27 protein-coding genes are annotated in these 23,005 nt (G+C 71.9%); 4 read left to right on the top strand and 23 right to left on the bottom strand.

The features are described 5' to 3' along the window. Positions 1-564 precede the first annotated feature (564 nt). The 3 genes from JF597_RS46455 to JF597_RS46445 all read left to right on the top strand — a co-directional run bounded on the left by JF597_RS46455 (position 565) and on the right by JF597_RS46445 (position 3,965). A complete protein-coding gene (locus tag JF597_RS46455; RefSeq protein ID WP_294011257.1) occupies positions 565-2,007 on the top strand; it encodes a hypothetical protein in 1,443 nt (480 codons plus the stop codon). Further along, positions 2,004-3,461, top strand: a complete 1,458-nt coding sequence (locus tag JF597_RS46450) for a hypothetical protein (protein WP_294011255.1) — start codon at positions 2,004-2,006, stop codon at positions 3,459-3,461. The genes JF597_RS46455 and JF597_RS46450 overlap by 4 nt, the downstream gene beginning before the upstream one ends. A gap of 297 nt (positions 3,462-3,758) precedes the next feature. After that, positions 3,759-3,965 carry a hypothetical protein gene (locus tag JF597_RS46445; protein WP_294011253.1) on the top strand — a complete coding sequence of 69 codons (207 nt, stop codon included), beginning with the start codon at positions 3,759-3,761 and terminating at the stop codon, positions 3,963-3,965. A 180-nt stretch (positions 3,966-4,145) separates the two neighbouring features. Here the strand turns inward: JF597_RS46445 and JF597_RS46440 are convergent, their stop codons facing one another. From JF597_RS46440 to JF597_RS46410, 7 genes are all read right to left on the bottom strand, one after another. Continuing rightward, complete coding sequence (locus JF597_RS46440; protein ID WP_294011251.1) at positions 4,146-5,051, bottom strand: hypothetical protein; 906 nt, start codon at positions 5,049-5,051, stop codon at positions 4,146-4,148. A gap of 111 nt (positions 5,052-5,162) precedes the next feature. Next, the gene (locus JF597_RS46435) at positions 5,163-5,516 is read right to left on the bottom strand and encodes a hypothetical protein (RefSeq protein ID WP_294011250.1); all 354 of its coding nucleotides are present in this window, start codon (positions 5,514-5,516) and stop codon (positions 5,163-5,165) included. A 1,198-nt stretch (positions 5,517-6,714) separates the two neighbouring features. Further along, positions 6,715-7,257, bottom strand: a complete 543-nt coding sequence (locus JF597_RS46430; RefSeq protein WP_294011248.1) for a DUF6248 family natural product biosynthesis protein — start codon at positions 7,255-7,257, stop codon at positions 6,715-6,717. Between the two features lie 40 nt (positions 7,258-7,297). Next, positions 7,298-7,933, bottom strand: coding sequence for a hypothetical protein (locus tag JF597_RS46425; RefSeq protein WP_294011246.1), 636 nt, complete (start codon positions 7,931-7,933; stop codon positions 7,298-7,300). Positions 7,934-8,046: 113 nt separating this feature from the next. Next, the gene (locus tag JF597_RS46420; RefSeq protein ID WP_294011244.1) at positions 8,047-8,928 is read right to left on the bottom strand and encodes a DNA-processing protein DprA; all 882 of its coding nucleotides are present in this window, start codon (positions 8,926-8,928) and stop codon (positions 8,047-8,049) included. Between the two features lie 40 nt (positions 8,929-8,968). Continuing rightward, the gene (locus tag JF597_RS46415; protein ID WP_294011242.1) at positions 8,969-9,487 is read right to left on the bottom strand and encodes a single-stranded DNA-binding protein; all 519 of its coding nucleotides are present in this window, start codon (positions 9,485-9,487) and stop codon (positions 8,969-8,971) included. 143 nt (positions 9,488-9,630) lie between these two features. Beyond that, positions 9,631-9,936 carry a hypothetical protein gene (locus JF597_RS46410; RefSeq protein ID WP_294011240.1) on the bottom strand — a complete coding sequence of 102 codons (306 nt, stop codon included), beginning with the start codon at positions 9,934-9,936 and terminating at the stop codon, positions 9,631-9,633. 211 nt (positions 9,937-10,147) lie between these two features. On the opposite strand from JF597_RS46410, the gene JF597_RS46405 reads away from it, so the two are divergent. Beyond that, on the top strand, positions 10,148-10,711 hold the full coding sequence (locus JF597_RS46405; RefSeq protein ID WP_294011238.1) for a cysteine hydrolase: 564 nt from the start codon (positions 10,148-10,150) through the stop codon (positions 10,709-10,711). Between the two features lie 224 nt (positions 10,712-10,935). On the opposite strand, the gene JF597_RS46400 is transcribed toward JF597_RS46405, so the two are convergent. The 16 genes from JF597_RS46400 to JF597_RS46325 form a co-directional block, all read right to left on the bottom strand. Beyond that, complete coding sequence (locus tag JF597_RS46400; protein WP_294011236.1) at positions 10,936-11,685, bottom strand: hypothetical protein; 750 nt, start codon at positions 11,683-11,685, stop codon at positions 10,936-10,938. Positions 11,686-11,745: 60 nt separating this feature from the next. Further along, positions 11,746-12,036 carry a hypothetical protein gene (locus tag JF597_RS46395; RefSeq protein WP_294011234.1) on the bottom strand — a complete coding sequence of 97 codons (291 nt, stop codon included), beginning with the start codon at positions 12,034-12,036 and terminating at the stop codon, positions 11,746-11,748. A 708-nt stretch (positions 12,037-12,744) separates the two neighbouring features. Continuing rightward, positions 12,745-13,125, bottom strand: a complete 381-nt coding sequence (locus JF597_RS46390; protein WP_294011232.1) for a hypothetical protein — start codon at positions 13,123-13,125, stop codon at positions 12,745-12,747. A gap of 125 nt (positions 13,126-13,250) precedes the next feature. Continuing rightward, positions 13,251-13,586, bottom strand: a complete 336-nt coding sequence (locus JF597_RS46385) for a hypothetical protein (protein ID WP_294011230.1) — start codon at positions 13,584-13,586, stop codon at positions 13,251-13,253. Between the two features lie 106 nt (positions 13,587-13,692). Next, complete coding sequence (locus JF597_RS46380; protein ID WP_294011228.1) at positions 13,693-15,234, bottom strand: ParB/RepB/Spo0J family partition protein; 1,542 nt, start codon at positions 15,232-15,234, stop codon at positions 13,693-13,695. A gap of 317 nt (positions 15,235-15,551) precedes the next feature. Beyond that, the gene (locus tag JF597_RS46375) at positions 15,552-15,803 is read right to left on the bottom strand and encodes a hypothetical protein (RefSeq protein ID WP_294011226.1); all 252 of its coding nucleotides are present in this window, start codon (positions 15,801-15,803) and stop codon (positions 15,552-15,554) included. 391 nt (positions 15,804-16,194) lie between these two features. Then, positions 16,195-16,638, bottom strand: coding sequence for a hypothetical protein (locus tag JF597_RS46370; protein ID WP_294011224.1), 444 nt, complete (start codon positions 16,636-16,638; stop codon positions 16,195-16,197). Continuing rightward, entirely contained in the window at positions 16,635-16,940 is a 306-nt protein-coding gene (locus JF597_RS46365) for a hypothetical protein (protein WP_294011222.1), read from the bottom strand. The genes JF597_RS46370 and JF597_RS46365 overlap by 4 nt, the downstream gene beginning before the upstream one ends. Positions 16,941-16,982: 42 nt before the next feature. Further along, the gene (locus JF597_RS46360) at positions 16,983-17,156 is read right to left on the bottom strand and encodes a hypothetical protein (RefSeq protein WP_294011220.1); all 174 of its coding nucleotides are present in this window, start codon (positions 17,154-17,156) and stop codon (positions 16,983-16,985) included. A 43-nt stretch (positions 17,157-17,199) separates the two neighbouring features. Beyond that, complete coding sequence (locus tag JF597_RS46355; protein ID WP_294011218.1) at positions 17,200-18,117, bottom strand: hypothetical protein; 918 nt, start codon at positions 18,115-18,117, stop codon at positions 17,200-17,202. A gap of 144 nt (positions 18,118-18,261) precedes the next feature. Continuing rightward, positions 18,262-19,503: a DUF3560 domain-containing protein gene (locus JF597_RS46350; RefSeq protein ID WP_294011216.1), complete on the bottom strand. Its 1,242-nt coding sequence runs from the start codon at positions 19,501-19,503 to the stop codon at positions 18,262-18,264. A 198-nt stretch (positions 19,504-19,701) separates the two neighbouring features. Next, positions 19,702-20,862 carry a hypothetical protein gene (locus JF597_RS46345; protein WP_294011214.1) on the bottom strand — a complete coding sequence of 387 codons (1,161 nt, stop codon included), beginning with the start codon at positions 20,860-20,862 and terminating at the stop codon, positions 19,702-19,704. Between the two features lie 52 nt (positions 20,863-20,914). Further along, on the bottom strand, positions 20,915-21,085 hold the full coding sequence (locus tag JF597_RS46340) for a hypothetical protein (protein ID WP_294011212.1): 171 nt from the start codon (positions 21,083-21,085) through the stop codon (positions 20,915-20,917). Continuing rightward, on the bottom strand, positions 21,082-21,375 hold the full coding sequence (locus JF597_RS46335) for a hypothetical protein (protein ID WP_294011210.1): 294 nt from the start codon (positions 21,373-21,375) through the stop codon (positions 21,082-21,084). The genes JF597_RS46340 and JF597_RS46335 overlap by 4 nt, the downstream gene beginning before the upstream one ends. Before the next feature lie 78 nt (positions 21,376-21,453). After that, on the bottom strand, positions 21,454-22,470 hold the full coding sequence (locus tag JF597_RS46330; RefSeq protein WP_294011207.1) for a hypothetical protein: 1,017 nt from the start codon (positions 22,468-22,470) through the stop codon (positions 21,454-21,456). A 76-nt stretch (positions 22,471-22,546) separates the two neighbouring features. Continuing rightward, on the bottom strand, positions 22,547-23,005 hold a 459-nt coding region (locus JF597_RS46325; protein ID WP_294011205.1), incomplete at its 5' end, for a hypothetical protein.

Genomic DNA, 23,005 nt, shown 5'->3' with positions numbered 1-23,005 from the left:
ACCCCGACCATGGGTCTGCCGCGACCCGGCGGCATGCCACCGTGTCCGGCGCTTGTTGCCCGGACCGGCGACCGCCGTGCGATCACGTGCCGCCCGGCCACAGGGCCCGGACACCGATGCGCAGACGGAAGCCGGCCGGGTCGTGTCAGAGGCCTGCGCAGTGCGCGATACGGACCTGCGCAAGAGAAGATCAGGAGCGCGCGGGCGGAATGCGCAGCCGCCCCAGCGCAACTCGACTGCGCAGGATCCCAGGCCGGTTGCGCAGCCCGATTGCGCAACGCCCGTCCGGGGCTGCGCAGTCGGCTGCGCAATCACTGAGCGCCCGGGCTGAAGGCACCGTGGTCGGCCCGACCATGAGCCCGACCACGGCAGCTAGACGGCTCCGTTGCCGGATCGTGACCGATGGTCGGGGCTCGTGGCCGTCAGCCTGGTCGGGGTCGGCCGGTGAGCTGACGCCATGGAACACACGCACGCCTCCATGCCCAGGACTCCCGGCCGCCCTACCGCGACGAGCCCGGTGTGCCGCTATGGCCACTGCGCGCGGCATGCGTCGGGGACACGGCGGTGAGCCGCTTCGGGGCGGGGATCCGGCGGGGCGTGATGGCGGCCGATCAGTTCACCCGGATCGCCAACGCGCTGTTCCGTGACTCCGGGCTGTCGTTCAAAGCCAAGGGGCTCTTCGGGTACGTCGGTACGCACAGGAACGGCTGGCAGGTGACGGTCACCGACCTCGTTCGCCTCGGCCCGGACGGACGGGAAGCGGTACGCACCGGCCTGCAGGAGCTCGAGGCGCACGGCTACCTGATCCGTGAACGCCTGCGCCGCCCGGACGGCACCCTCGGCGAGATCGTCTACTGCATTACGGACCGACCGGCCGCCTGGGACATCGCGCTGATCGAAGCCGACGTGATGGGCACGTCCCCCGAGGCCGAGCCTGTCGGCGGCCTGACGGCGGGGATTCGCCGGGGTGTGATGGCGGCCGATCAGTTCACGCAGATCGCCAATGGGCTCTTCCGCGACCGCCAGTTGTCCTTCAAGGCCAAGGGCCTGTTCGGACTGCTCTCCACGCATCGGGACGGCTGGCGGATGACGGTTGCCGACATCGCCCGCCGTGGACGCGACGGTGACTCAGCCGTCAAGAGCGGGCTGAAGGAGCTGGAGAAGCACGGCTTCCTGGTGCGGGAACGCGAGCGCGGCCCAGACGGCACCCTCGGTGCGGCGGCGTATTTCCTCACCGACCTGCCCGCTCTGCAAAGCAGCAGGTCACAACCAGAGTCGGGTTTTCCACCAGTGGATGACCCTACGTTGGCTGATCGGTCCACTAAGAACACCAACAGAAAGAAGACCACTCAGCAGAACACCAGACCCCTCCGTCCGTGCCGCGGCGACGCGTCGCGAGTACCTGGACGGACGGACCGGCCGGACCCGGCGGCGTCCCCGCCGGCCGCGCCCGCGGCGGATGAGATGCACGCGGGGATCCGGCTGCTGCTCGACCTCGGGGCGGCTCGCCCGGAGCTGCTGCTGACCGGGCAGGCGCTGACCGACCAAGGCCGCGTCGTGACCGTGATGCTGGAATCCGGCTGGAGCCGTGAGCAGCTGCGGCACGTCATCGCCGACCGGCCCCTGCCTCATCCGGTTCGGACCACGGTCGGTGCGATCGTCGCTGCCCGCCTGCGCGCGGCCCGGGCTTACCCGCCGCCCGCCATCGCGGCCGACCACCACGACCAGCCCGTGTGGGACGCCCCGCCGCCGCAGCCGGTGACCGGCTCCGCCGCCGCCCGCACGGTGAGTGAGGCCCTGACCTACCGGGCCCTTACCGAATGTGCCGGCTGCGGCGTTCCCGGAACCGCTCCCGGCGAGGATCTCTGCCCGGCCTGCCTCGGCTGGCCGCTGTGCCGCACCTGCCCGGGCCCCACACCCCGGCGCGCCCACCCCGACGGCGACGGCCGCTGCACCACGTGCGCCTCCGCCCTGACAGACCACCACCTGGAAGGAAGCACCTCGTGACGGACACGCTCCACACACCGACGCCACCGACCGCGGCTGCGCACCACGAGCGCCCCTTCACCCGTGATCCGGGGCGGTGGGAGAAGGAACGCTCCCGCGCCCTGCGGACCGGGCACGTCCGCGACCACACCTGCTCGGTCGCCTGCGAGCCCGTACTCGTCCACGAACGCACCCTCTGGGGATGGCTCGCCTGGACCGTCCCCGGCGACGGCAGCCCGCCCGAGATCCCCCACCAGATCGGGGTGCTCACCCCGTCCGCGACGCGCACGCAGCGCCTGGCCCTGCGCTGGCTGACCCGGCGCCCCGCCCAGCGCATCGCCTTGGACACCGTCCCTGGATCGCTGCGGCTCGCCGCCGCGGCGGTCGCGCTCGTCAGTCTGGTCGCCGGCCTGTTCGCCATCCGCCGCGGAGTCCCGGTCGACGTCGCCCTGCCGGCGATGCTCCTTGCCCCGCTGCTCGCCGAACACCTGCCCGACCGGCTGGACAGCCGGGCCCGCGAACACGTCCGCATGGTCGAAGGCGACGTCGCCTGCCGCTACCTCCAGCGCCTCGCCGTCCTGCACACCTCCCTCGTCCAGGCCGCCGCCGGCAGCGACCGCTACGAACTGCGCCGCTCGGCCGAGGTCGGCCAGGGCTTGCTGTGGGATGCCGCAGGCCTTCTCCAGACCCGGGACAGCCGCTCGGCCTCAGCCGACCTCATCGCCCGCGAACGGCTGGTGCTCCAACTCGCCGACCAGGTCGCTCAGATCCTCAAGCGCACTGCAGAGGACGGCACAGCCGACGTGAACCAGGCCTCGGACCCTGGCCGGCCCCTGGGCCCGTACCCGCCTGGCCCCCGGCCGACGACCCATCCGGCAGCTCGTCACGCACCGAGCCCGCCGCTGCAGAAGGGAACCCTCCCCATGACTCAGCCCGAACCCGCCCTGGCTGTCCCCACCACGGACGTCTACCTCCTGTTCGCGCACGAGCCCTACTACCCGGCCGCCGCCCAGGAGATCAACACCACCGTCGTGGCCGCAGCCTCCCTGCTGCACCCCCGCGTACGGCAGCCCGACGGCGCCCGCATCCGCGATCGCCTCGTCCATGGCCGCCGGCCCGGCGAGATCGTGCCACTGTCCACGCTCACTCACGAACTCGAGGGAGGCGCGCGCTGGCCGGAGGTCGGAGACTGGGAGGCAGCCACCGAAGACCTGCTGCAGCTCATCCGCGACCATGACTGCGACGCCCTCAGCCTGGGCCTGCCGGAAATCGCCCGGGCCCTGGTGTGCGCCGGCCCGCACAGCGAGGTCCGCGCCGTCGACCCCACGTCCGGGGCACATCGGGCGTACGGGCCGGCCGACCGGATCGAGGTCCTCGTCGAGGTCGGCCGGCACCTGGCCTGGGCGGAAGCAGGATCTCCCCTGTGGCCCGGCGACGGCCTGCTTTCCCCGATCACCTCCGGGGACGCCAGCTGATGTTCGGCTACGAAGCGTACGAAGTCTGGGCGGAGCTCCGCCGGCTGCTGGCCGAACTCCGACACCGCAACACCGTTGCCACGGCAGGTTCTGCTGTCGATGTCAGAACGGCCTGACAGACTCCGCTCGACCCGGCCCCCTCTCCGAAAGGACACGCGCACAGTGACGACGGGCTTCCTGATCGGCGTGATGTGTCCCTGACGGCAGGCGTCGCGACTCTGGCGGGGCCGATCCATGTGATCCGCCTGCGCCGGGGCGCAGGGCCTGCCCAACCACCCTGTGTTCACGGTGGGCTGGGTGCTCGGTCTCCTGGCCGCCGCCGTTGCCCCGTGGGTGCTCGCGCCGGCACTCGACCCGGACGGCAGCATGGGCAACCTGCGGGAGGCGTGGGTGATCGGTTTGCCGATCGGTCTCGTCCTGGGGCCGGTTGCCGGCGTTCTCTGGACACGAGCGTCTCTTAACACGCTCAGGACGTACTTTCCCGAGCGGCTGAGGCAGGAGTAGCAGGAGATCCGTAGCGATGGCCGGTTCCGCGAAGCCGTGCGGCTTCGCGGGGGAGAGGTGGCTGGCCTCTCCCTACCGGCCATCGTGCGGCGTCTGGCCCGCCGGGAGTTCGTCGATCCCTTAAACCAGAGGCCGCGGTCTTACGGTATCCCGCCTGCGACGCGGGTCGGTGCGCTGCAGTCAGGAGGGTGAGGAGCGGCGGGATGCCAGGTCCTCGAGGCGGGAGCGTTTCCAGCGCTGCTGACGGGGGCGGCCGCCGCTGCCGCGCCGGTACTCGTATCCGTCGGGCTGCTCGAGGTCGGGCAGGAGCCCGTGCCCGAGTGCGCTGATGAAGCTGTCGGCGCTGCCGTATCCGAGGATGCGGGCTGCTTCGGCGGCGCCGACCAGGTCCTCGTTCTCGTCCTGGTCGGCTGGCGGCAGCACACCGCGCTTGCGGGCGACAGCGACGACGGTCGCCCGCCGCCACTTCTTGCGGCCCGGGCCGCGGCTGCCTTCCTCCTTCACCTGGGCGTCCGGCTCGGGCAGTTCGGGGATGCGCCCCTGGTAGAGGGCGCTGGAGAAGGAAGCCGGGCTGCCGTAGCCGAGCAGCGCAGCGACCTCGGCTGTACCGAGCAGCTCGTCGGGGTCGCCGTCCGCCGACACCTCAGGCCGCGCTGCCGCCGGAGCGGAACTGCGCCGGCCCTTACCGGGACGGCTGGCGACCCAGGCCACGATCGTGCCGCGGCGCCACATCGGGCCGTCGACGTCCTCGTCGGGCTCCGGGAAGTAACCGGGCCGGTCGCGGAAGTAGCCGTCGATGGTCGACGTGCGGGTGTAGCCGAGAAGCTGGGCCACCTCCCGCTTGGTCAGCAACTCGTCCTGGTCGGCCTCGAGTACCGCGGGCGGCAGCGCGCGCTTCTTCGGGGCACGCTGCGCGAAGAACGCCGCGACCTCGTCGTGGCGCCAGAACCGCTTGCGGCCTTCCGTGTGCGCGACTGCGGGGAACCCACTGGCCGGGTTGTTGCTCCAGTCGCTGATCCGGGGCTTGCTCGTGCCGAACTCGGACACGATCTGCGCGGTGTCCACGAGCCGGTCGGCGGAAGACATCAGGGCCCCTTTGGAAAGAATCAGCACGGCGGCGCCGGCACTCGGATGAGCGCGACATGTTCGATAATGCCAAAGGAGGTGGTTTGCTGTCCAGCCTGACGCCAAACCGGCCTACAGCACTTCCTCGCCCAGCAGGCACACCCCGAAGCGCGCCGCACGCTCCTCCAGCGCCGTGTAGGCCATCGCGGCCGGCGCGGCATCCCACGTCATGAAAGCGAGAGCGGAGACCGCCTCGCTGCGCGTCATCCCCTCCTCCCACGGCACGCCCGCAGCCGCGCACCGCTCGGCGAGCTCGGCGTCGGACAGGCTCGTGGTCTCCCGGTCCACGCCGGCCTGAACGTCGGCGACGCCCTCGCACCAGGGGCGGTGGCCCCTGGACAGCAAGTCGTGCAGCGTGGCCGGGTCGCTCGCACGCTGGGCCTGGGCGGCGAGTTCGAGCAGCACGGCGGTGGGGTTCGTCTCCATGGTCATCTCCTCCATCCACTGTAGGGGGCGCCCGCTGCGCCGAGGAGCGCAGCGGGCGGTGGTCATCAGTTGTGCACGGTGCAGCCGTCGCACAATGCGCGGCCGGCACGGCGGGCCAGTTCGGGTTCCTGCGGGGCTTCTTCTTCAGCGCCGCCCACACCTGCTTCTTGAGGGCGGTGAACTCCGGGCCGTCGTCCGGGCAGACGACGCCCGGGTCGGGCGCGCCGCACTGCTCGGCGTGCCGGATCAGGTCGGTGATGCGCCAGTCCGCGCGGAAGCTGTCGCCCCGGGCCTGTTCGACCTCGGCGTACAGGTCGGCCAGCCGCGGCCGCCGACCGATGGAGAGCAGTACGTCGTGGCGGGAGGCGAAGACGCACAGCGAGCAGGAGCAGCGGGAGGTTCCAGCCCAGTCGCCGGCGCCGGGCACCGAGTCGTAAGTCCAGGAGCACGGCACCGGCGCATCGGTGTGCCACTCCTTGACAGCGGCGGTCGACCAGTCCTTGACGGGCAGCCACTCGTCCACGATCCGCGCCCCGTTGACCTGCACCGTACGGAAGGCGGCACGCTTCTTGCGGTCGGGGCCCTCGTCGCTGCGCAGGCCCATGACCTTCAGGATGCGTACCGGCCGGCCGAGCTCGCGCCCGAGCTGGCGGACGATGGGGGTCCAGGCGCTCGAGACCACGCTCTCCTTGGCGCTCTTGCGACAGTACGGGCTGCCCTTGCGCGGGAAGCGCCCATAGAGCGCGATCTCCGTCAGCAGACTGTGCGGCATCCGGATCCCGTCCGGGCCCGGCATCGTGCGGGTGACCTCCAGATGCTGGTCGGCGGGCACCCCGAACGCGGCGCTCTGCAGGGCCGCGAGCTCGGACACCCCCGGGTAGCGGGTGCCGTCGAACACGACGGACGGCCACTCCAAAACCCCCAGACTGGAGTGGTACGAGATGACCCGGTCGGCCACGCCGGCGGTGCGGGCGGCTTCCATGAACACGGCCATCATGACCGCGCTGTCCTTCCCGCCGGACAGCTGGGGCGCGAGCAGATCGTACGAGGTCAGATCGGGTGTAATGGGCGGGAGGCTGCTGGGGCGCGAAGACATGTCAACTCCAGTGAGACGAGCAGCAGACGGGGGAACTCAGGGCAGACGGCGCTGCGGGAGCGCAGGCGGGCGATGGGCCGGGGTCGAGATCGATCGGGAAGATCACGGCGTCTCACCGCCGGTGGCCTCCTCCGGCAGACCGGCGCCGGCGAAGAGCGACATCTGCCCGTCCGGTGCGAGCGCGGGCACGGACTTGGAGGGGCGCGTCGTCGACCGCCGGGCGGTCGGCTGCACCTCGGGGGCGTCGACGGCGTCGGCCTCCTCGGCTTCGCCGTCGGGCGCGTGCGTGCAGGGACAGATCCAGCGGCAGGGCCGCTGGCCGGGGCCGTAGCGGATCACCGCGACGACGAAGCCGCGCCGGTCGGTGATGGTGCCGGCGTCGTTGTCGACGCGGGGGCCAATGCGGCTGATGCACTGGTCGTGGTGGCCGGTGCGGCAGGGGTGGCAGGTGCCGGCCTCGCACGAGCACCACCGGTGGAAGCCGTGGGGGTAGGCGTCATCGATCTTGCGCAGCGCCTTGGTCCAGGCGTTCGCGCGGACCCAGGCACCCTCCTCCACGGTCATGGGGGAGGCCACAGCGGAGGGGACGGGATCGAGAATGCCCATGATCGATGCGCCCACGTAGCGCAGCCAGGTCGTCGTCATGCTTCGTCTCCGAACAGGGTTGGGGTGGTGTGGAGTTCGTTCATCCAGGCGAGGAGGCGGGGGAGGTTGGTGTCGGGGCCGAAGGCGAGGTAGGTGCCGTCGGCGCTGGTGCAGCCGAAGGCCTGCGCGATGCGCAGCAGCCGGCGAGAGTTGACGCGGCCCATGTGGCGTCCAGGCCGCGCTCGCGGGCCTCAAGGGCCGGGCGGTGGGCGGCCGGTGAGGTCTTCCACTCGGTGCTGCCAGCCAGGAACAGCACGTCGATCAAGTCCCAGGGGATGAGGCCGTGCTCGCTGCCGTCCTGGGCGGCGAAGGCGGCCGGGATGCCCAGGGAACGAATCTGCTGCAGCCAGGGCAGCGACTCGGTCAGGGTCGCCGTGGCGTCCATCGGGACGTCGGGGGCGACCGCCCACAGGCAGCGGTCTGGGCCGTAGCGGTCGAGGGTCGCCTTGAGCCAGGCGAACCAGGCCTCGGCGCCGGGCCAGCCCTTGCCGAACTTGCCGTTGTCGCAGGCGTACAGGCAGCCGGGCGGGATCACGTTGCCCTGGGCCGGGGTCGTCATACAGGCCAGAAGTCCGGCCCGCATAGCGGCCCGTACGTCATCCCCGGACGGCGTGGCCAGGTACAGCACGGCGCAGAGGACGAGATGTATCAGGGGGTAGGCCAGGGGCGCGCGCATGAGGTGTCCTTCCGGGGGAGAGGTGGGGTGGTTCAGGTGAGCGGGAGCCTCCGTCACTCCTTCCGGTGGCCGTGCCCGGCCGGACGGCCGGGCACGGAAGGGCGGTTGGCTGGTCAGCGCAGTTCGGCGAGCGCGTGCGCGGGGTCGGGGACCAGGACGGCGCGCTGCTCGGCGAGCAGGCGGACGTTGCCGTCGGCGCGCACGTCGCCGGTGGGGGGCGGGACGAGCACGGGCCGGTTCAGATCGGCGGCGGTCTCGGCGGTGTGCATCGCCGCCTCGGCGTAGTCCAGGGCCTCGACGAGCACCACCGCCCGCACGAGCGCCGCGAGCAGGGCGGCGCTGGCCCGCAGGGTTGCTCCGCTGGCCGGGGTGCCAGGCGGGAACAGGCTGACCACCGCGCCGCCGCTGGTGGGGATGGAGCTCAGCAGCTGGGCGTGGTCGTGCGGGTGGGCGCGGTCCAGGCCGCGCGGCAGGACGGCGAGCGTCGCGCGCCCGGCCTGGGCGGCGGCCCGGTGGGCGGTGGCGTCGACGCCGTACGCGAGCGTGGCGGTGACTGTGTGCCCGGCCTCGGCGACGGCGGTGGCGAATGTTTTCGTCCGGGTGAGGGCCTCGGCGGTGGCGGCCCGGTTACCGGTCACGGCCACGGCGCGGGCGGTCAGCTGGGGCAGCTGTTCGTGTCCGCGCACCCACAGACCGAGCGGGCAGTTGGGGCCGAGGTCGGCCAGGGCGGCGGGCCACACCTCGTCCGACGGGATGACGAACTGGCACGTCAGCTGGGCGTTGGCGAGTTCCTCACGCGGCTTGTACTGGGCCAGGCGGCCGCTGGCGTCGTGGTCGACGCCGTACTGCCAGACCTCCTCGGCACTGTGATGGGCGAGATGGGCGGCGACCTGGTGGGGCGGGAAGTGGGCGGCGAGCGCGGCGCGGGCGGCGCGCTCGGACAGGCGGTGCTGGGCACGGCGTACCTCCGTGAGAGGGCGGCGGCCGGCGGGCATGCCGGTGCCGCGATGGGCGGTGCGGGATCGTGTGGCGTGGTCAGCGGCCGGTGCGGCTGGGCGCGGTGACCGCGTCCCAGGAGCGGCGCGGGGGCGATTGCCACCAGTCGGCGGCCGGCGCGGCGGGAGCTGTGGCCGGGCGGCGTTCGGCTCGGGGAGCTGGCTCGGGAACAGCGGGAGCACGCGGTGCCGGGGCGGGGGCGCGTCCGGCGAGGACGGCGGGCAGGGTGTCGTCGATGTAGGCGACGTGGTGGGCGAGGTCCACGCCGACCTGGGCGGAGTCGAGGTGGAGCAGGTTGTCGCGCAGGGCCAGGTTCCCGGTGGCGATCACGTACACGGCGTCGGTGAGGCACTCGGCGGCGTGCCGGGCGAGCGGCCCGGTGACGGTGCAGATGACCGGGACCGGCTCGCCGTCGCGCCACTGTCCTCGGGTGCGGTCGTACTCGCGGGGGACCTGCATCACGGTGAACCGGGCGGCGGGTGTGCCGCGTTCGGTGTGGCGCAGTTGCACGGTCCCGTACACGCGGCCGCGGATGACAGCGGTGGTCTCTCCGCTCATGGAGGTACTCCTCGATGCGACGAACGGTCTGGCGGTGCCCGGGAGCCACCCAAGCGAGTTCCATAATACCTATAGCGGGGGGGGCGGGTGTCATCCCCTTTTCCCACCGTGGAGGCACCCGCCCCGTCGAGGTCGGCTTCGGCCTACGGCTCGCGCAGCTCCGGCCCCGCCTCAACTCCTGGCGCGGGTTGGGGGGTTCGGCAGGGCCCGGGCCCCTCGCAGCAGGTTGCCGCAGCCGGGTTGTCCCACTGGCAGGCCGGGCAGCGCCACAGGACGCCGGCGGCCAGAGCCGCAGCGAGGATGGGCTCCCGCTGAATCCGTACGGCGTCGGCCGCGCTCAGCAGCACGTCCAGCAGTGGCGGCCTGAGAGCGCCTTCTGCGTTGCTGTCATCGAGCACGATCGTGTCCTCGACCTTGACCCGCAGCGGCACTGTGTCATCGGGCCTCACGAGGTTGGCTTCGTAACTGACGAGCGACACCGTTTATCACCGAGTTTGGACAGCACTTGGTGATCACAGGGCAAGGAAATGTCGATGAGAACTGGCACCGGTCCTGGGCACGCTGCGGCGCGACGCTGATGAGGATCTCCGGAACCTCCACCGCGGCTTGGTTGATCCACCAGACTTGCTCTTGTTTCCCAACCGAGAAGGGACGGCAAGCATGGCGAACAGCGCACTTCTGGTGATGGACGTCCAACGGGACATCGTGGCCATCGCCGACGACAGTTCCGGATATCTGCCGCGCTTGCGCAGGGCGATCGACGGTGCCAGGGCTGCCGGTATCCCCGTGATCTACGTCGTGATCGCGTTACGGCCGGGCGATCCGGAAGTCAGCCCTCGCAACAGGGTGATGACAAACGCCGTGCGGGCCGGCCTGTTCACCGAGGGGGCTCCTGGCACCGAGATCCATGACGACGTCGCGCCCCAGCAGGGCGACGTTGTGGTCACCAAGAGGCGAGGGAGCGCGTTCTCGGGCAGCGACCTCGACTTGGTACTCAGGGCTCGCGATATCGACAGCCTTGTTCTCACCGGCATCGCCACCAGCGCTGTAGTGCTGTCCACCCTGTGGCACGCCATCGATCTGGACTTCGGCCTCACCGTCCTGGCGGATGCCTGCCTCGACACCGACCCCGAGGTGCACACGATGCTCACCGAAAAGCTGTTCCCGCAGTGGGCAGATGTCGTCGCTGTCGAGGACTGGCTCAAAGCCATCGCACCGCAATAGCGGGAAGCCGTCCGCACCTCGCCTGCGGGGCAAGATGGCATCGCCTCCACCGTCCGAAAGCCCACGCCGTACTTGCGCTGCACGGCCTGGTTCGACATGCCAGCCCGGGCATCCCGGCGGATCGCCGCATACAGATCGACCTTGGACTTCGGTGGCACCGGCGCCCCCTCACCACGCAGAGTACTCCCAGACTCCCACCGCAAGCACCCAAGTGGTGTCGAATCTCAGCGATATCGCTCTCCGTCAACACTGGGCGGTGTCGCCGCCGATCGACAACCGGTGTCAGGACTCACTGATAAAGCCACGAGGTGGTCCGGGGCGCTGTCGAGGTGGACGGACACCCGGACGGCGCCGACCTGGGCGTCGAGGTAGGCGAAGACCAGGACGCCGTCGACCTCCAGACAGGGCAGACCGCCGTGGATTCCTGCGTGGAAGACGGCGGCGCGGTTGGCGCGCTCGCAGTCGGCGGCGTCGGGGAACTGGAAGGCGAGCGGCACCATCCGTGGGCGGCCTCGCCCGCTGATGGCGTCGGCGTACAGCGAGTAGCCCTCGTCCGGGCGGTTGTCGCGGTCGGGCCCGTAGTAGAGGTCCACGGCCGTGCGGTCGTCGGTGGGCGGAGTGTCGGGGACGTCGTCGTCGCCCAGGAGGTTCTCCCAGCTTCCACGCACGTGCCGGGCGAGCTCGGCCAGTGCGGAGTCCTCGTCGGTGAACAGATGGATGCCGTCTTCGTGCCGGTCCCAGCGGCGCAGCACCCAGGCCTGCCCCGGCGGACGCGGCGCAATGTGCGCGTCGGCCGGTGCCGGGGCGGTGAAGTCGAACTGCTTCAGCCAGTCGCCGAGGATGTCGACGACGTCCGCGCCGGGCCACTCGTCCGTGCGCTCCTCCAGATCGGTCAGCTGCCTGTGCAGCGCGATGACGGCCTTGCCCACGGGGGTGTTCCGGTCGACAGGGGTCTTCGGCTCCGGGGCGGTCACGGTGGTTCCTCTCTCTGGTCGGTGGGTGGCGGGGCGGTGCAGGGCACGCCTGCCTCGGGCTCAGAACTCGCCGAGAATGCGCAGGCTGACGTGCCACTGGTGGGGGCCGGCCTGGTGCTCGGCGGTGGCGGTCGCCTGGCGGAGGTCGTCCTCGTAGCTGTGGTTGATCCATGCCAGGACACGCAATTCCGCCTCGGCCGGGCTGGAGGCGTCGATCGCGAACAGGGTCGTGGCGGAGGGCCACCCCTCGTCCGGCCGCTCGAAGACCGTGTCGCTGATGCGCTGGGCGTGCCAGGCGGTCTCCGGGTCGGCGGGGACGGGCGGCAGGGTCACGGGGTACGCGGTGGGCATCCAACTCTCCTTCGGGTCACGCAGGTGGGGGCGGCGTACCGGGCTGGGCCCGGGACGTACGGGCTAGGGCTGCTCCAGTCCCAGGGCGGCGCGCAGCAGGTCGAGCAGGGCGGCGTGGTCGGCGGGCAGAACGGCCTCACGCAGGACGCGCTTGCGCAGGATGCGCACGTCCAGGCTGATCCCGACTGGGACGTCGGGCGCGTCCTGGCGGAGTGCCCCTCGTCCGGAGTCAGCTCAGGGCACGGGCACGACGGGTCCGAGCAGGGGCGGGCCGCAGGATGGGAGGCGAGTACCGGCCGGGAGCGGTAGTGGCTGGCGGTGCCGTTGAGCATCGGGCAGTTCGCCGCGGTGTAGGGCTGGCACTCCGGGTGGAGCGCGGGTTCGGGGGAGTAGCCCTGCTGCTGGTCGGCAGGGCGGACGATGACGAAGAACCGCTCTTCAAGGGGCTGGGAGCAGATCTGGCACAAACGCTGGAGCAAGGCATGCCGGGCACGGTCGGCGTTGAGGCTGCCGAAGACGGCGTGCCCGTTGTGGATCAGCGATACGTACGGCACGACCAGTCCGCCGGCCAGCGGCCGGGCGAGGCAGCGCACGGGGATCGCGCGGCTCATTGAAGTCACGCTCCCTTCCCGGTAGTTGCGGGTGAGGACGGGACGGAGGGGCCGGGGGGCAGCGCTCGTGCGCTGCCCCCCGAATCTCCGGAGCGGTCTAGGAGTCGGCCGGGGTGTCGGTGAGCTCGATGCAGGAGGCCGGGACCTTCGCGAGCCGGTAGCGCTTCTCGTCCTTGGCGATGCGGAACCGGGCGCCGTTGTTCGGGTCCAGGCGCAGCCGCTCGGTGGAGGCCTCGTCCAGCAGGAAGTCGAAGCGGGTGCCCGTGCGGTTGGGCTGCTGGACGGTGCCGGTCAGCAGGCGCAGGCAGGCCGGGCGGATCGTGGCGGTGATCCGCCCGGTGCGGCCGGGCGTGATGACCGGGCGTTGGTCGGCGTCCAGCTGGAGCAGCCGGTCCGTGGCTGCCTCCTGGACGACGGCCACGGACACGACGTCGGGCAGTTCACGGATGAAGGCGCGGACCTCGGCAAGGGTGAGCATGGGAGTGTCCCCTCTCCTGTTGTGTGGGATGGGCCGGGCATCTGTCACGCCCGGCGGGAACCGGTGCCTGAAGGCGGGCCGGGGGCGGGCACCGGCTGATGCGGTGCCCGCCGGGTGCACGGCGGTCAGCCGAGCGGGTAGAGCACCAGGGCGGCGCGGGCGTTGGCCGTGATCTTCGGGAACAGCTCGCGCAGCTCGGCGTCTGCCGCGAGCTCGCTTTCCAGCGGGTAGACCTCGCCGGTCAGGTCGTAGACGGGGGAGTAGCGGCCGTGCACGTACGTGCTGAACGGCGAGTAGAGGTTGCCCTCGGTGTCACGGGAGAGCACGACCAGGGTTTCGCCTGGCAGGCTGGCCCATTCGTTGCCGAGGAGCTGGCGCAGCACGTCGAGGGTGAGCGGCTGGTCTCCCTGGTCTTCCCCGTCTTCCGGCGGCGTGGGCTCGGCAGGGCCGGAGTTGGGCATGGCGGACTCCATGGGGGTTTGATCGAGTGTGAACCGGGGGCCGGGCACCGTCGGTGCCCGGCCGCGTCGTGCGTGTGAGGCCTGGCGGGAAGGTCAGGCGGGAAGGTCAGGCGGCGGGTTCGCCGTCGGCGTCGTCGCCCCGGTGTGCGGCGACGGCCTGCTCCTCGACCTCGGACAGCCGGTAGCTGCCCTTGTCGTCCTGGCCGAGCTTCTCCAGGAGCAGCAGGTAGGCGGCCTGCTGGGGGGTGGGGTCCTCCCACAGGAAGCGGACCTGCATGCGGGCGTCGTTCCAGCCCTTCGGCTCGCGCATGTCGCGCTCGAAGGCGGCGGCGACGTGCGCGAACAGCACATGCGCCGTGCGGGACTTGGACAGGGTGACCAGATCCGACAGCCGCACCCGCTCGAACGGGCTCTCGGGCAGCTTCACGCCCAGGAAGCGGGCCACGTCCTCGGCCTCCTGCCGCTGCGCCCACTTGCCGTAGAAGGAGGGCAGGTCCAGCAGCACCCCGAGGGCGAACCGCCAGGCCTCCTCCGGCAGAGCCTTGCTGCCGCGCACCAGCCGGGTGACGAACTCCTTGCGGGGCCCGGCGGCGGCCTTCCAGGCCCGGTTGCACGCGGTGGTGCGGGCCCGCTCTGCGGCCTTCTCCTCGTCCTCGGCCGTCTTGGTCGGCTTCGGCTTCGGGCGCACCTTGTGGCCGTACTCGGCCGGGTCGGCGCAGTACCAGACCGGCCGGTTCTCGTCGTCGAGCCGGGCGCTGTGGCCGGGGCATCCCTTGTGGTTGTCCTCCTCCAGAGGCCTGCCCAGCGGCGTGGTCAGCTCCGACAGCGGGTGAGCGGTGTCCTTCTCCCCGTACGCCAGTTGTGTGGGCAGCAGGGGGATGTCCGCCTTCTCCAGGGCCGCGACGGCCTCCTTGCGAGCGGTGCGGTCGTCCTGTTCGGCCTTGAGCAGCGCGAGTTCCTGGTCCCAGTGGCCGCGCCCGCCGCCCTCCTCCGCCTCGTCGCGGGCCAGCGCCTTGAGGAGGCGGTCCTGGGCGCGGGGCACGTCCTCGACCTCGGCGAGCTGGGCGATCTGTTCGAGGTCCATGCCCCCGGCGGAGGCCCGGCGCAGGGTGGCGTCGTCGAGCTGCTGGGCCCGGCCGAGCCGCCTGCCGGTGCCGCGCTTGAGGCCCAGGGCGCGCGCGGCCTTCTTCTGCTCGACCTCGTCCATCCCGATCAGCGACAGTTCGGCGGCCTTCAGGGTGTCCTTGGGGGACATGCCCTGGCGCTGGTGGTTCTCGATCAGGGACAGGAACTGCGTCCAGGCGTCCCGGCCGACCAGGTCGGCGCGAACGTACGCCTTGATCTGCTGCTTGGCATGGCCTTCCGCCTCGGCGGTGGCGTTGGCGATCTGCGCGGCCTGGGTGCGCCGCCAGCCCTTGAACGCGCCGTACGTGCCGTCCGGGCGGGGGCGGACGCTGACCGGGTCCTGGACACCGACGGCCTTGACGGAGTTGATCAGGTCGGCGTCGGGCTCGGTGTCGTGCTCGCGGGCGTTGAACTCGTCGCGCACGATCGCGTCCGGGGCGAGCAGGACGACGGTCAGGTTCTCCTCATCGGTGTCGACCGGGACGGATTCGGCCGTCTGGTCGGCGGTGGTGGCTGTGGCCATGTCTGGCCTCCTTGTGCTGGGTTGACGGACGTTCAGCGGTGCCGGGAGAGAGCCACTCTCTCGACATGTTCCATAATACTGCATTTGAGGGGTGGGGCAACTGAATTTCTCGGCGCTGCCCCACCGTCAAAGCACAGTTCAGAGCACTTGGTGACGCGGCTGGACCGCTCAGTCGTCGGGGTCGCTGGTTCGGTCGGAACCGCCGTGCTTGCGGGCGCAGGTGAGGATAGCGGTGACCAGTGCGGCGGTGTCCTCCTCGTACGGGAGGCCCTGGTCGTGAGAGTCGTAGAGATCGTCGCAGCCGCCGTCGGTGCCGTTCAGGGATGCCTGCCAGCTGCGGTGTTCCCGGACGGGGTGGTGGTGCTGACGTCATGGCCCCGCGTGTCGCCCTGGTCGGCGGCGGTGCCACTGAACGTGACCTCGGTGCCGTCGGCGAGCGGAACGCGGACGTAGGTGCCAGCGCTGTCGCGCCAGGGCAGGCAGCGGATGCCTGCCGCGCGCAGCAGGGTGAGTGGCGCGGTCACGACCTCTTCATCTGCGTTGGGTTCCAGCGTCTGTGAACCGGTCACGTACTGCCTCCTCGGCGGAGTTCGCTTCCGCCGCCCTCTTCGTGAGCGGCGGGTGATTCGATGTGACGTGTTCCATAATACTGAACGCGGGTGGAGGGGCAACTGAATTTCTCGGCGCTGCTCCACCCGTAAATGTGCAGGTCAGGGGCTCCGGCGGCGACGGGCCGCGTGTACGGAGCAGGCGTACACAGCGCGCGTTCCGCCCCCGATGCGGGGGAGGGATGTCACCTGCTCGGTGCAGGGCAGGCCGCAGTCGACGCACCTGCGGTCATCATCAGCCGTGGGGGCCGACGCGGGCGGCGGGGGCGATACGGATCGGGGCATGACGGAGCCTCTTTCTGCTTCGGGACGGGGGCGCTGTAGGCACACTGCGTAGGCGGGGTGTCGGCGGTTACGAGGGTTCGCCGCTGGTGGCTTCGCGGCGGTGCTGTTCGGCGAGCGCGCGAGCGCCCAGCTGCGATTCAGCCGTCACCCTCCAGCCGCAGGAGCAGGACGCGACGGTGGAGCCGTCGTACATCTGGCCGCCCTTGCGCTCGCGCCCCAGCCCGGTGGAATCGCTTCGGTCGTACGGCCGGTGCCACCCGGACGGCTGGCCGGTGCGGGTGAGGTGGCGGGCTTCGGGGGCGCACAGCAGGCGAAGGCCTGCGTCCGCCACGGCGGCGACCTTCCAGTGATCCCAGTCGGAGCCCTCCAGTTGGCCGGCGAGCTCCGCGCCGGTGGTGCTGCGCAACTTGATCAGGCCGTCCCGCCAGACTCGCGCGGACGCGCCGGGCATGCTCCAGCCGACGGACCCGTCGGACTGGCGGGGGATGCCGTTGCGGTGATCCGGCGTCATCCGTGCGAGCAGCCGGACCGAGGACATGGCGGCGGACGGGTGCCGGTGGTCGGCCGTCTCCGGGGCGGCCTCGGCGATGGCGGCCAGCCAGGCAGGGGCGAGCGGGTAGGCCCGGGGTACAGGGTCAGCAGCGCGGCGCGGTCCCGGCCGTTGCGGGCGCGCACGGCGGCCCGTACGAAGTCCGAGGAGCGGGCGTACCTGCGCACGGACACCGGGCCGTGTTCGGTGGTGAACCGGGCCTGCTGGCGGTCGGCGAGCGTGGACAGGTCGGCGGTGTCCAGCGGGGTGTCTGCCTGGGGCACGGCGGCGGTCCTTTCGTGTGCGGATCTCCCGGAGCGGTCGCGTCAGCGGTGGGGGCACTGGTCGGCGAAGTGCCAGGTGAAGGTGCGCCCCGAGGTCATCCCGTGCGTGGGGCAGCCGGGGGCCAGGACGGAGCCGCCGCAGCGCAGGAGCGTGCAGATGCAGCGCGGGTCGGCGTCCAGGTGGGCGTGTACGTCGGGTTCGGGGTCGGGGAACACGGGGGCCTCCTTCGCCTCGGGCTGGCTTGGCTGGGGGTGGTGCTCAGTCCTGGATGGGACCCTTCGCCTGGTTCTCGGCCCGCCACTGCGCCAGCTGGCGAACGCACGCCGCGCTGTCGGCGAGGCAGTCATCAGCCGTGTCGGGGGAGGGGTGGCGCACCACGTCGATCGCCTCGCCTGACGGGTCGTACAGGCTGGCCGACCACCCCCGGCTGCCCCTGCCACTTCCGTGGTCCTCCGGCGCGTGCTCGGCGGAACCCGCGTCGTCGACCTCGATCCTCCAGCCGTCGACCAGGGGCACGAGTACGGCGGTGCGGCCGGTGCCCGTGCTGGTGAGGCTGCATCCCTGGAACGTCGCGAGTTCCAGCGCGCGGATGAGGATCTCGCCGGCGCAGGCCGGGATGTCGCGGGCGGCCACCGGAACGGCGTCGAGACCCTCGCGGAGGGCGGTGACCAGCTCCAGCGCGGCCGTGGTTCCGGCCGAGAGCCGTACGCCGCTGGAGCCGTCGGAGAGGCGGGCGTGCAGCTCGGCGAGGACGGCGGGGGCCGTCGCAGCGCCGGGCAGGTGATCGACGATGTTGGTGTGGAGCAGGAAGAGCCGTGCCGCCCAGTGCCCGGCCGGGCGCTCGGGAGTGCGCTCGGGGAACTCCTCGCAGGTCAGGTCATAGGCACGCGTGATGCCGTCGCGGGTGAGGGTCCGCAGGGTGCGGGCGGCGGCGACCAGGCGCGCGGGGTCGGCGAGCGGGAAAAGGTCGCGCTGGCTTGTGCCGTGGGCCTCCCACAGGACTCCGTCCCACAACACGGCCAGTTCTACGGCGCGTTCGGCGCGGTGGGTGAGACGGGCGAGGCGCCGGGGGTCGCTCTGGGTTCCCAGGGTGAGGGCGGCGCCGGCCTCGCGCTGGAGCGTGTAGGCGTGCTGGGCATGGGTGGTGAGCAGTGCGGCCGCGTTGGGCAGGTCCACGGGAGGTCTCCAATCGGACGTGTTCCATAATACGTAATGTGAAGGGTGGGGCAACCGAATTTCTCAGCGCTGCCCCACCGTCAACGGCGCAGTTCAGAACGGCAGGCAGCGGGCCGCACGCACGGAGCCCGGCACGGCGCGCGCTCAGGCGTCACGCTGATCCTGCGCGCTCGCGGGATCGGTTCCGCCCGGCTGCGCCTTCTCCTCCGCCTGAGCCAGCACCGCCCGCATCTCGTCGGCGCTCACGCGGCCGGTGACCTTGTCGTACGGGAGCTTCCCGTTCCAGGAGTACTGGCGGTTGGCCTTCGACACGATCGGTCCGGCCTCGGGCCCGCCCGGCACGGTGACCGTCTTCTTGTTGACCCGCAGGACCTCCAGCAGGCGGCTGCCGGAGCGCACGAAGTCGCCCGGCTCGAAGTCGCCCGGCCCCCACAGCTTCACGCCCTCGGCCTCGGCCTGCGCGATGACCTTCTCCCAGTCGCCGATCTCGTCGCACAGGTCGGCATGGTCGGCGTCGAGCCGGATGAGGGCCGCGATCAGGGCCTCAACGGTGAGCTTGCCCGCTTCCGCGTCCTCGACGGTCCGGGCCTGCTGGCGCTCGACTCGGCGCCGGTCGGCCTGCAGGCGCTCAAGGCGGCGCAGCGTCACCCCCGGGTTCCTTCTGTGCTGTTCGTAGTGCTGGGCCGTGACCGCGCGGTCCGCGCAGTGGTCGGCCTCCGCCTGCTCCTGGACGGACTGGCCGAACAGGCGGTGCGCGCGCTCCAGGTCGCGCATGTGGCGGTTGGCCGAGTAGTGGTCGACCTTCACCGGCTCGCCCGCGTACCCGCGCGTGATCTCGCGCCCGCGCTCCCACTTCGCGTCCGACGACGTCTGGTAGCGCTCGGCCCGCGCCCCGAAGTACTCGGCTCGTCCGGCCGCCCGGTCGGCGCGGTCCTTCTCGGCCTCGGCGAAGGCCCGGCGCTGGGTCTCGTCGATCTCGACCGTCACCTGGTGGCCGGCCTCCCGCAGGGCTTCGGCCGCCTGGCTGATCAGGTACAGGTCGGCGCGGCGGTCGCGGGAGCCGCGTAGGTAGATCCCGATCGAGGGAGAGGCCCGGAAGCGGAACGGCCGGAGCAGCTCGTACGCGCCGTCGCCCTTCACGGAGCCGGACAACAGGGTTCCCTCGGCGCGGGTGTGGGTGAGGGTCAGGGGGGTGTTCGCCGGACGCCCCTGCGCTTCGAGGTCGGCGACCAGTTCGGCCGACGGATAGAGGACGGCGCTCCAGCAGGTCGGATCGGTGCAGGTGTACCAGGTGCCGGTGAAGCGCTGTGTGGGGGACTGGTCGCCGGTGTGCAGCGTCATGGGGCCGTGCTGGCGGCACTCGGGGGTGCTGGGCGCGTCGGTCACGTGGGCGTCCTCTCTCGGTGCGGGTGTGGTGGCGGGGGAGGGGTGCAGCCCTCCCGTGGCGCGTTCGGCCCGGTGGGCCGCGGCTCGCGGTGCACTCCACGGGGCTGTCCCGGCCCCTCGCCTCTTGTTCCATAATACCTATCTCGGGGGGTGGGGCAACCGATTTTCATGGCGCTGCCCCACCCCGAAGCGAGCAGATCAGGGCCTGGTCGGCGGGTCGCTGTACGTGACCTGGATGCCGTCCAGCATGACGACCACCGTCCGGCCGGGCCTGGCCAGGAGCCGCGCGTAGGCCTCCATGTCCTTGTCGTAGCGCTCGACTTCGCGTTCGGGCGCCTCGAAGCGGGCACCGGGCCGGATCGCCCCCCAGGGCTCCAGCAGCCGTGCCACCTTGGCCTTGCCCGGCTCCGCGCTGGGGTAGATGTGGAATCCCGGCGTCTGCGTGTAGTCGACGTCGGTCAGGCCGTAGGGCATGTGTCCGGCGGTGGCCAACTCCACGGCCAGGGACCGGAATTGATCGTCCTCGATCAGATCTGCAGACAGTCCCGGCAGGTCCATGGACGCGACGGCGGCGCGCCGGGCGGCGTCCTCCTCGCCGTTCGCGCTCTCGGCGATCCCCTGAGTCCACTCCCGGTCGTCGTACGTCCGCACGCACGCGCCGGTGAACTCGTCGACCAGGTCCCACCCTTCGCCGCTGGCGGCAGGGGCGATCCGGAACCGGGTGTCGGACTGCTCGGCCGGGGGCTCGGCGAAGAACACGTACCCGCTGCCGTGCGGCTCCGTCGTCGCCAGCCCGGCCCGGCGCAGGGCGTCGGCCATGAACGGTGCCACGGCTCGGGAGGGGCCGTCGAGCGTGTGCCACCAGGCGACGGCGCACCGGGCGGTCAGCCCCAGCGGGCGGCGTACCGGCTGCTCGGAGATCGCCACCCCGCCCCGGGGGCGGTCAAGGAATCCGGCAAGGGCGGATTCGGCACGCTGGAACGTGGCCACCTGGGGGGCGGTGCGCTCGCGCAGCTCGGCCAGGGCGGTGGTGTGCGCGGGCAGCAGCCGCTGACGGATGTGGTCGGCCGTGTGCCGCGCGGTGGCCTTGGCCTGGCTCTCGCTGGGGCGCGGGCGGGGCAGGGCGGTGACCGTGATCGCCTTGACCTCGATGCCGTGCGCGGTGGCCTGCTCGGGCAGAACCGCGGTGACGGTGATCCGGGTCCGGGGGCGGTTGGGGGTGAGTTCCAGGGCGCGGCCGTCGGCGTAGACGACACGCACCCGGCCGGTGTCACCGTCCTTCTCGGTGCGGTCGGCGCCGAGCTGCTCGGCAACCGCGCGTGCGAGGGACTCAAGGCCGGCGGGGGTGGACAGTTCCATGAGGGGTCTCCTTCGAGGAAGTGGGGAGGGCGGGGGAGTCGGGGCGGTGCGCCTACGGCGCAGGGGGCATGGCGCCGCGCTGGGCGGCGTGGCGCTCGGCGTCGGCGCGGGCGTCTTCGGCGGTGTCGCACCAGGGGTGGCAGAGTTGTCCGGGCGGGGCGTTGCAGGTCTCGCACCGCTCTTCGAAGTCCTCGGGCCTAAACGGCGGCGGTGGGCTGCTCACGCCGGGACGTCCTTGATGTGCTCCGCCACCAGGCGGGCGGACAGCACCGGGGTCCTCGTCATCAGGGCCGCGCAGCTGGCCTGCCAGATCTGCCTCGGACTGGACGGGGAGATCTGAAAGTTGGTGGCCGGGCTGACCTGCCACGTGCGGCCGTACGGGTCGGTCACGGTGTAGGTGAGGAACTGCGGGTCGTCCTGGCGGCCGTTTTCGCTCCAGCCAAGGCCGGCGGCGGTGAGGGCGCGGCCGAGCTGGGCGCAGCGTTCCGGGGTGGCGTGCGCGAACGTTGCCACGGGTCGTCTCTCCTCGTGATCAGGGGCGGGGCCGGGGCGGCCTGGCGGTAGGCCACCCCGGGGAGCGGCCGTATCGGCCTACGGGCGGGTGAGCTCGCGGTGGATGCGCTCGCTGGTCTCGGTCGCCTCCCGGCGGGCCTGATCGGCTGCGGCTTCCGGGCTGGCGGCGTAGACGATTTCGACGCTGCCGAACGCGTCTTCGGCGTTCACGGTGTGCTGCTCGCACAGGTCGGACAGTTCGCCCGGATCGGTGGGGGCCTCCTCGACGTGCCAGATGTCGACGTCGCCGCCGCCCTTCCACTGACCGACCACGAAGTACGGGCGGTCCTGGCTCTCCGGCGCGGCGGCGGGCCGGGCCAACCCCTCGTACTCCGACCGGAAGAGCGTCAGACGGCGGCCCTCGTCCTCGGCTGCGCGCGTGCTGATCTCGGCCCACTTCGGGAGGTACTCGGCGCGGTGGGCCAGGCTCTCGCGGTCCGGTGCCAGCAGGAGTGCGAGCACCGGGTGCGGAGGGGCGGTGAACCAGCGGGCCAGCGTCCACCAGGCGGCCAGGCTGCGGGCGGCCTGGACCCGGTGGGCCTCGGCCTCCTCCAGCCAGCGGGCCTGCGTCCGTTCGGCGTGCGAGATCATCGCGTCCAGCCACCTCAGCAGCTGCGGGGTGTCGTGGATGCGGGCCGCGTGCTGGAGGCTGGGGAAGTCGCTGCGCGCGGAGTAGTGGCCGGCGCACGCGCGCAGGATGGCGGTCAGCGTCTGGCTGGCCTGCGGGGGCGCGGGCCGGTCGTCGGTGTCGGTCAGGTCGCGTTCCAGCCATCCCCAGGGCACGTCGGCGGAGTGGGCGAGCACCCGGACCGTGTTGCCGTGGTAAGCGCGGCCGCGGATGCGTACCAGCGGCTCGGCGGGGAGCTCTCGCGCGCTGACGGATCCGAGACTGGCGCGGACGGCGTCGAAGCGGTCCCATCGGGCGGGGCTGCTGGTCGCGGTCACGTGGACAGTTCCCGTGGCTGCGCCGGTGAGGGTGTAGAGCACGGCTCCGGTGGCGTCCGCCTCGGAGGGAACGGCGCGGACGGTGCCGGACGGGGTTGCAATGGTGATCACGGGGTGTCTCCTCACAGGACGTACAGGAATGGGGAGTTGGCGGGCGGCCCGGCCCCGTCGGGGCCTGGCGGGGGCCTCAGCCGGTGACGGACGGGTCCGGGAGGAACGGGGCGGGGTATGCGCGGGCGACGGGCGCTGAGCTGCCCCCGCACGGCCGTACGGCGGCCTGCACGGCGGCGGGCTTCATGCCGTGCAGCCATTCGCGCTCGATGCGCCACCCGCAGACAACCGGGTCTGGTTCCTGGTCGGTCTGCACGACCAGGGTGGCCAGAACCGTGAAGCTGCCCTCCAGGGCGGCCGTGACGGCGGCCTCGATGGTGGCGAACTCGTCCGGGTCGGCGTCCAGGTGCCATGCGGGGACGGTCGTGACCGTGACGGTGGCGCTGGCCAGGCGGTACCGGCCGTCGACGTCCACCGCGGCGTAGTGCAGGCGGTGACGTCCAGCCCCCAGGGCGGTGAAGAGCTGGGCGAATGCGAGGTGCGCGCGGTCGCGGGCGGCGGTGATCGCTTCGTCTCCGGGGTAGGGCAGGCTGCG

The sequence above is a fragment of the Streptomyces sp. genome (assembly GCF_019510245.1).
Classification (GTDB): domain Bacteria; phylum Actinomycetota; class Actinomycetes; order Streptomycetales; family Streptomycetaceae; genus Streptomyces.
The sequence above is the reverse complement of the archived record's forward strand: the minus strand, read 5'-3'. Positions and strand labels throughout refer to the sequence as shown.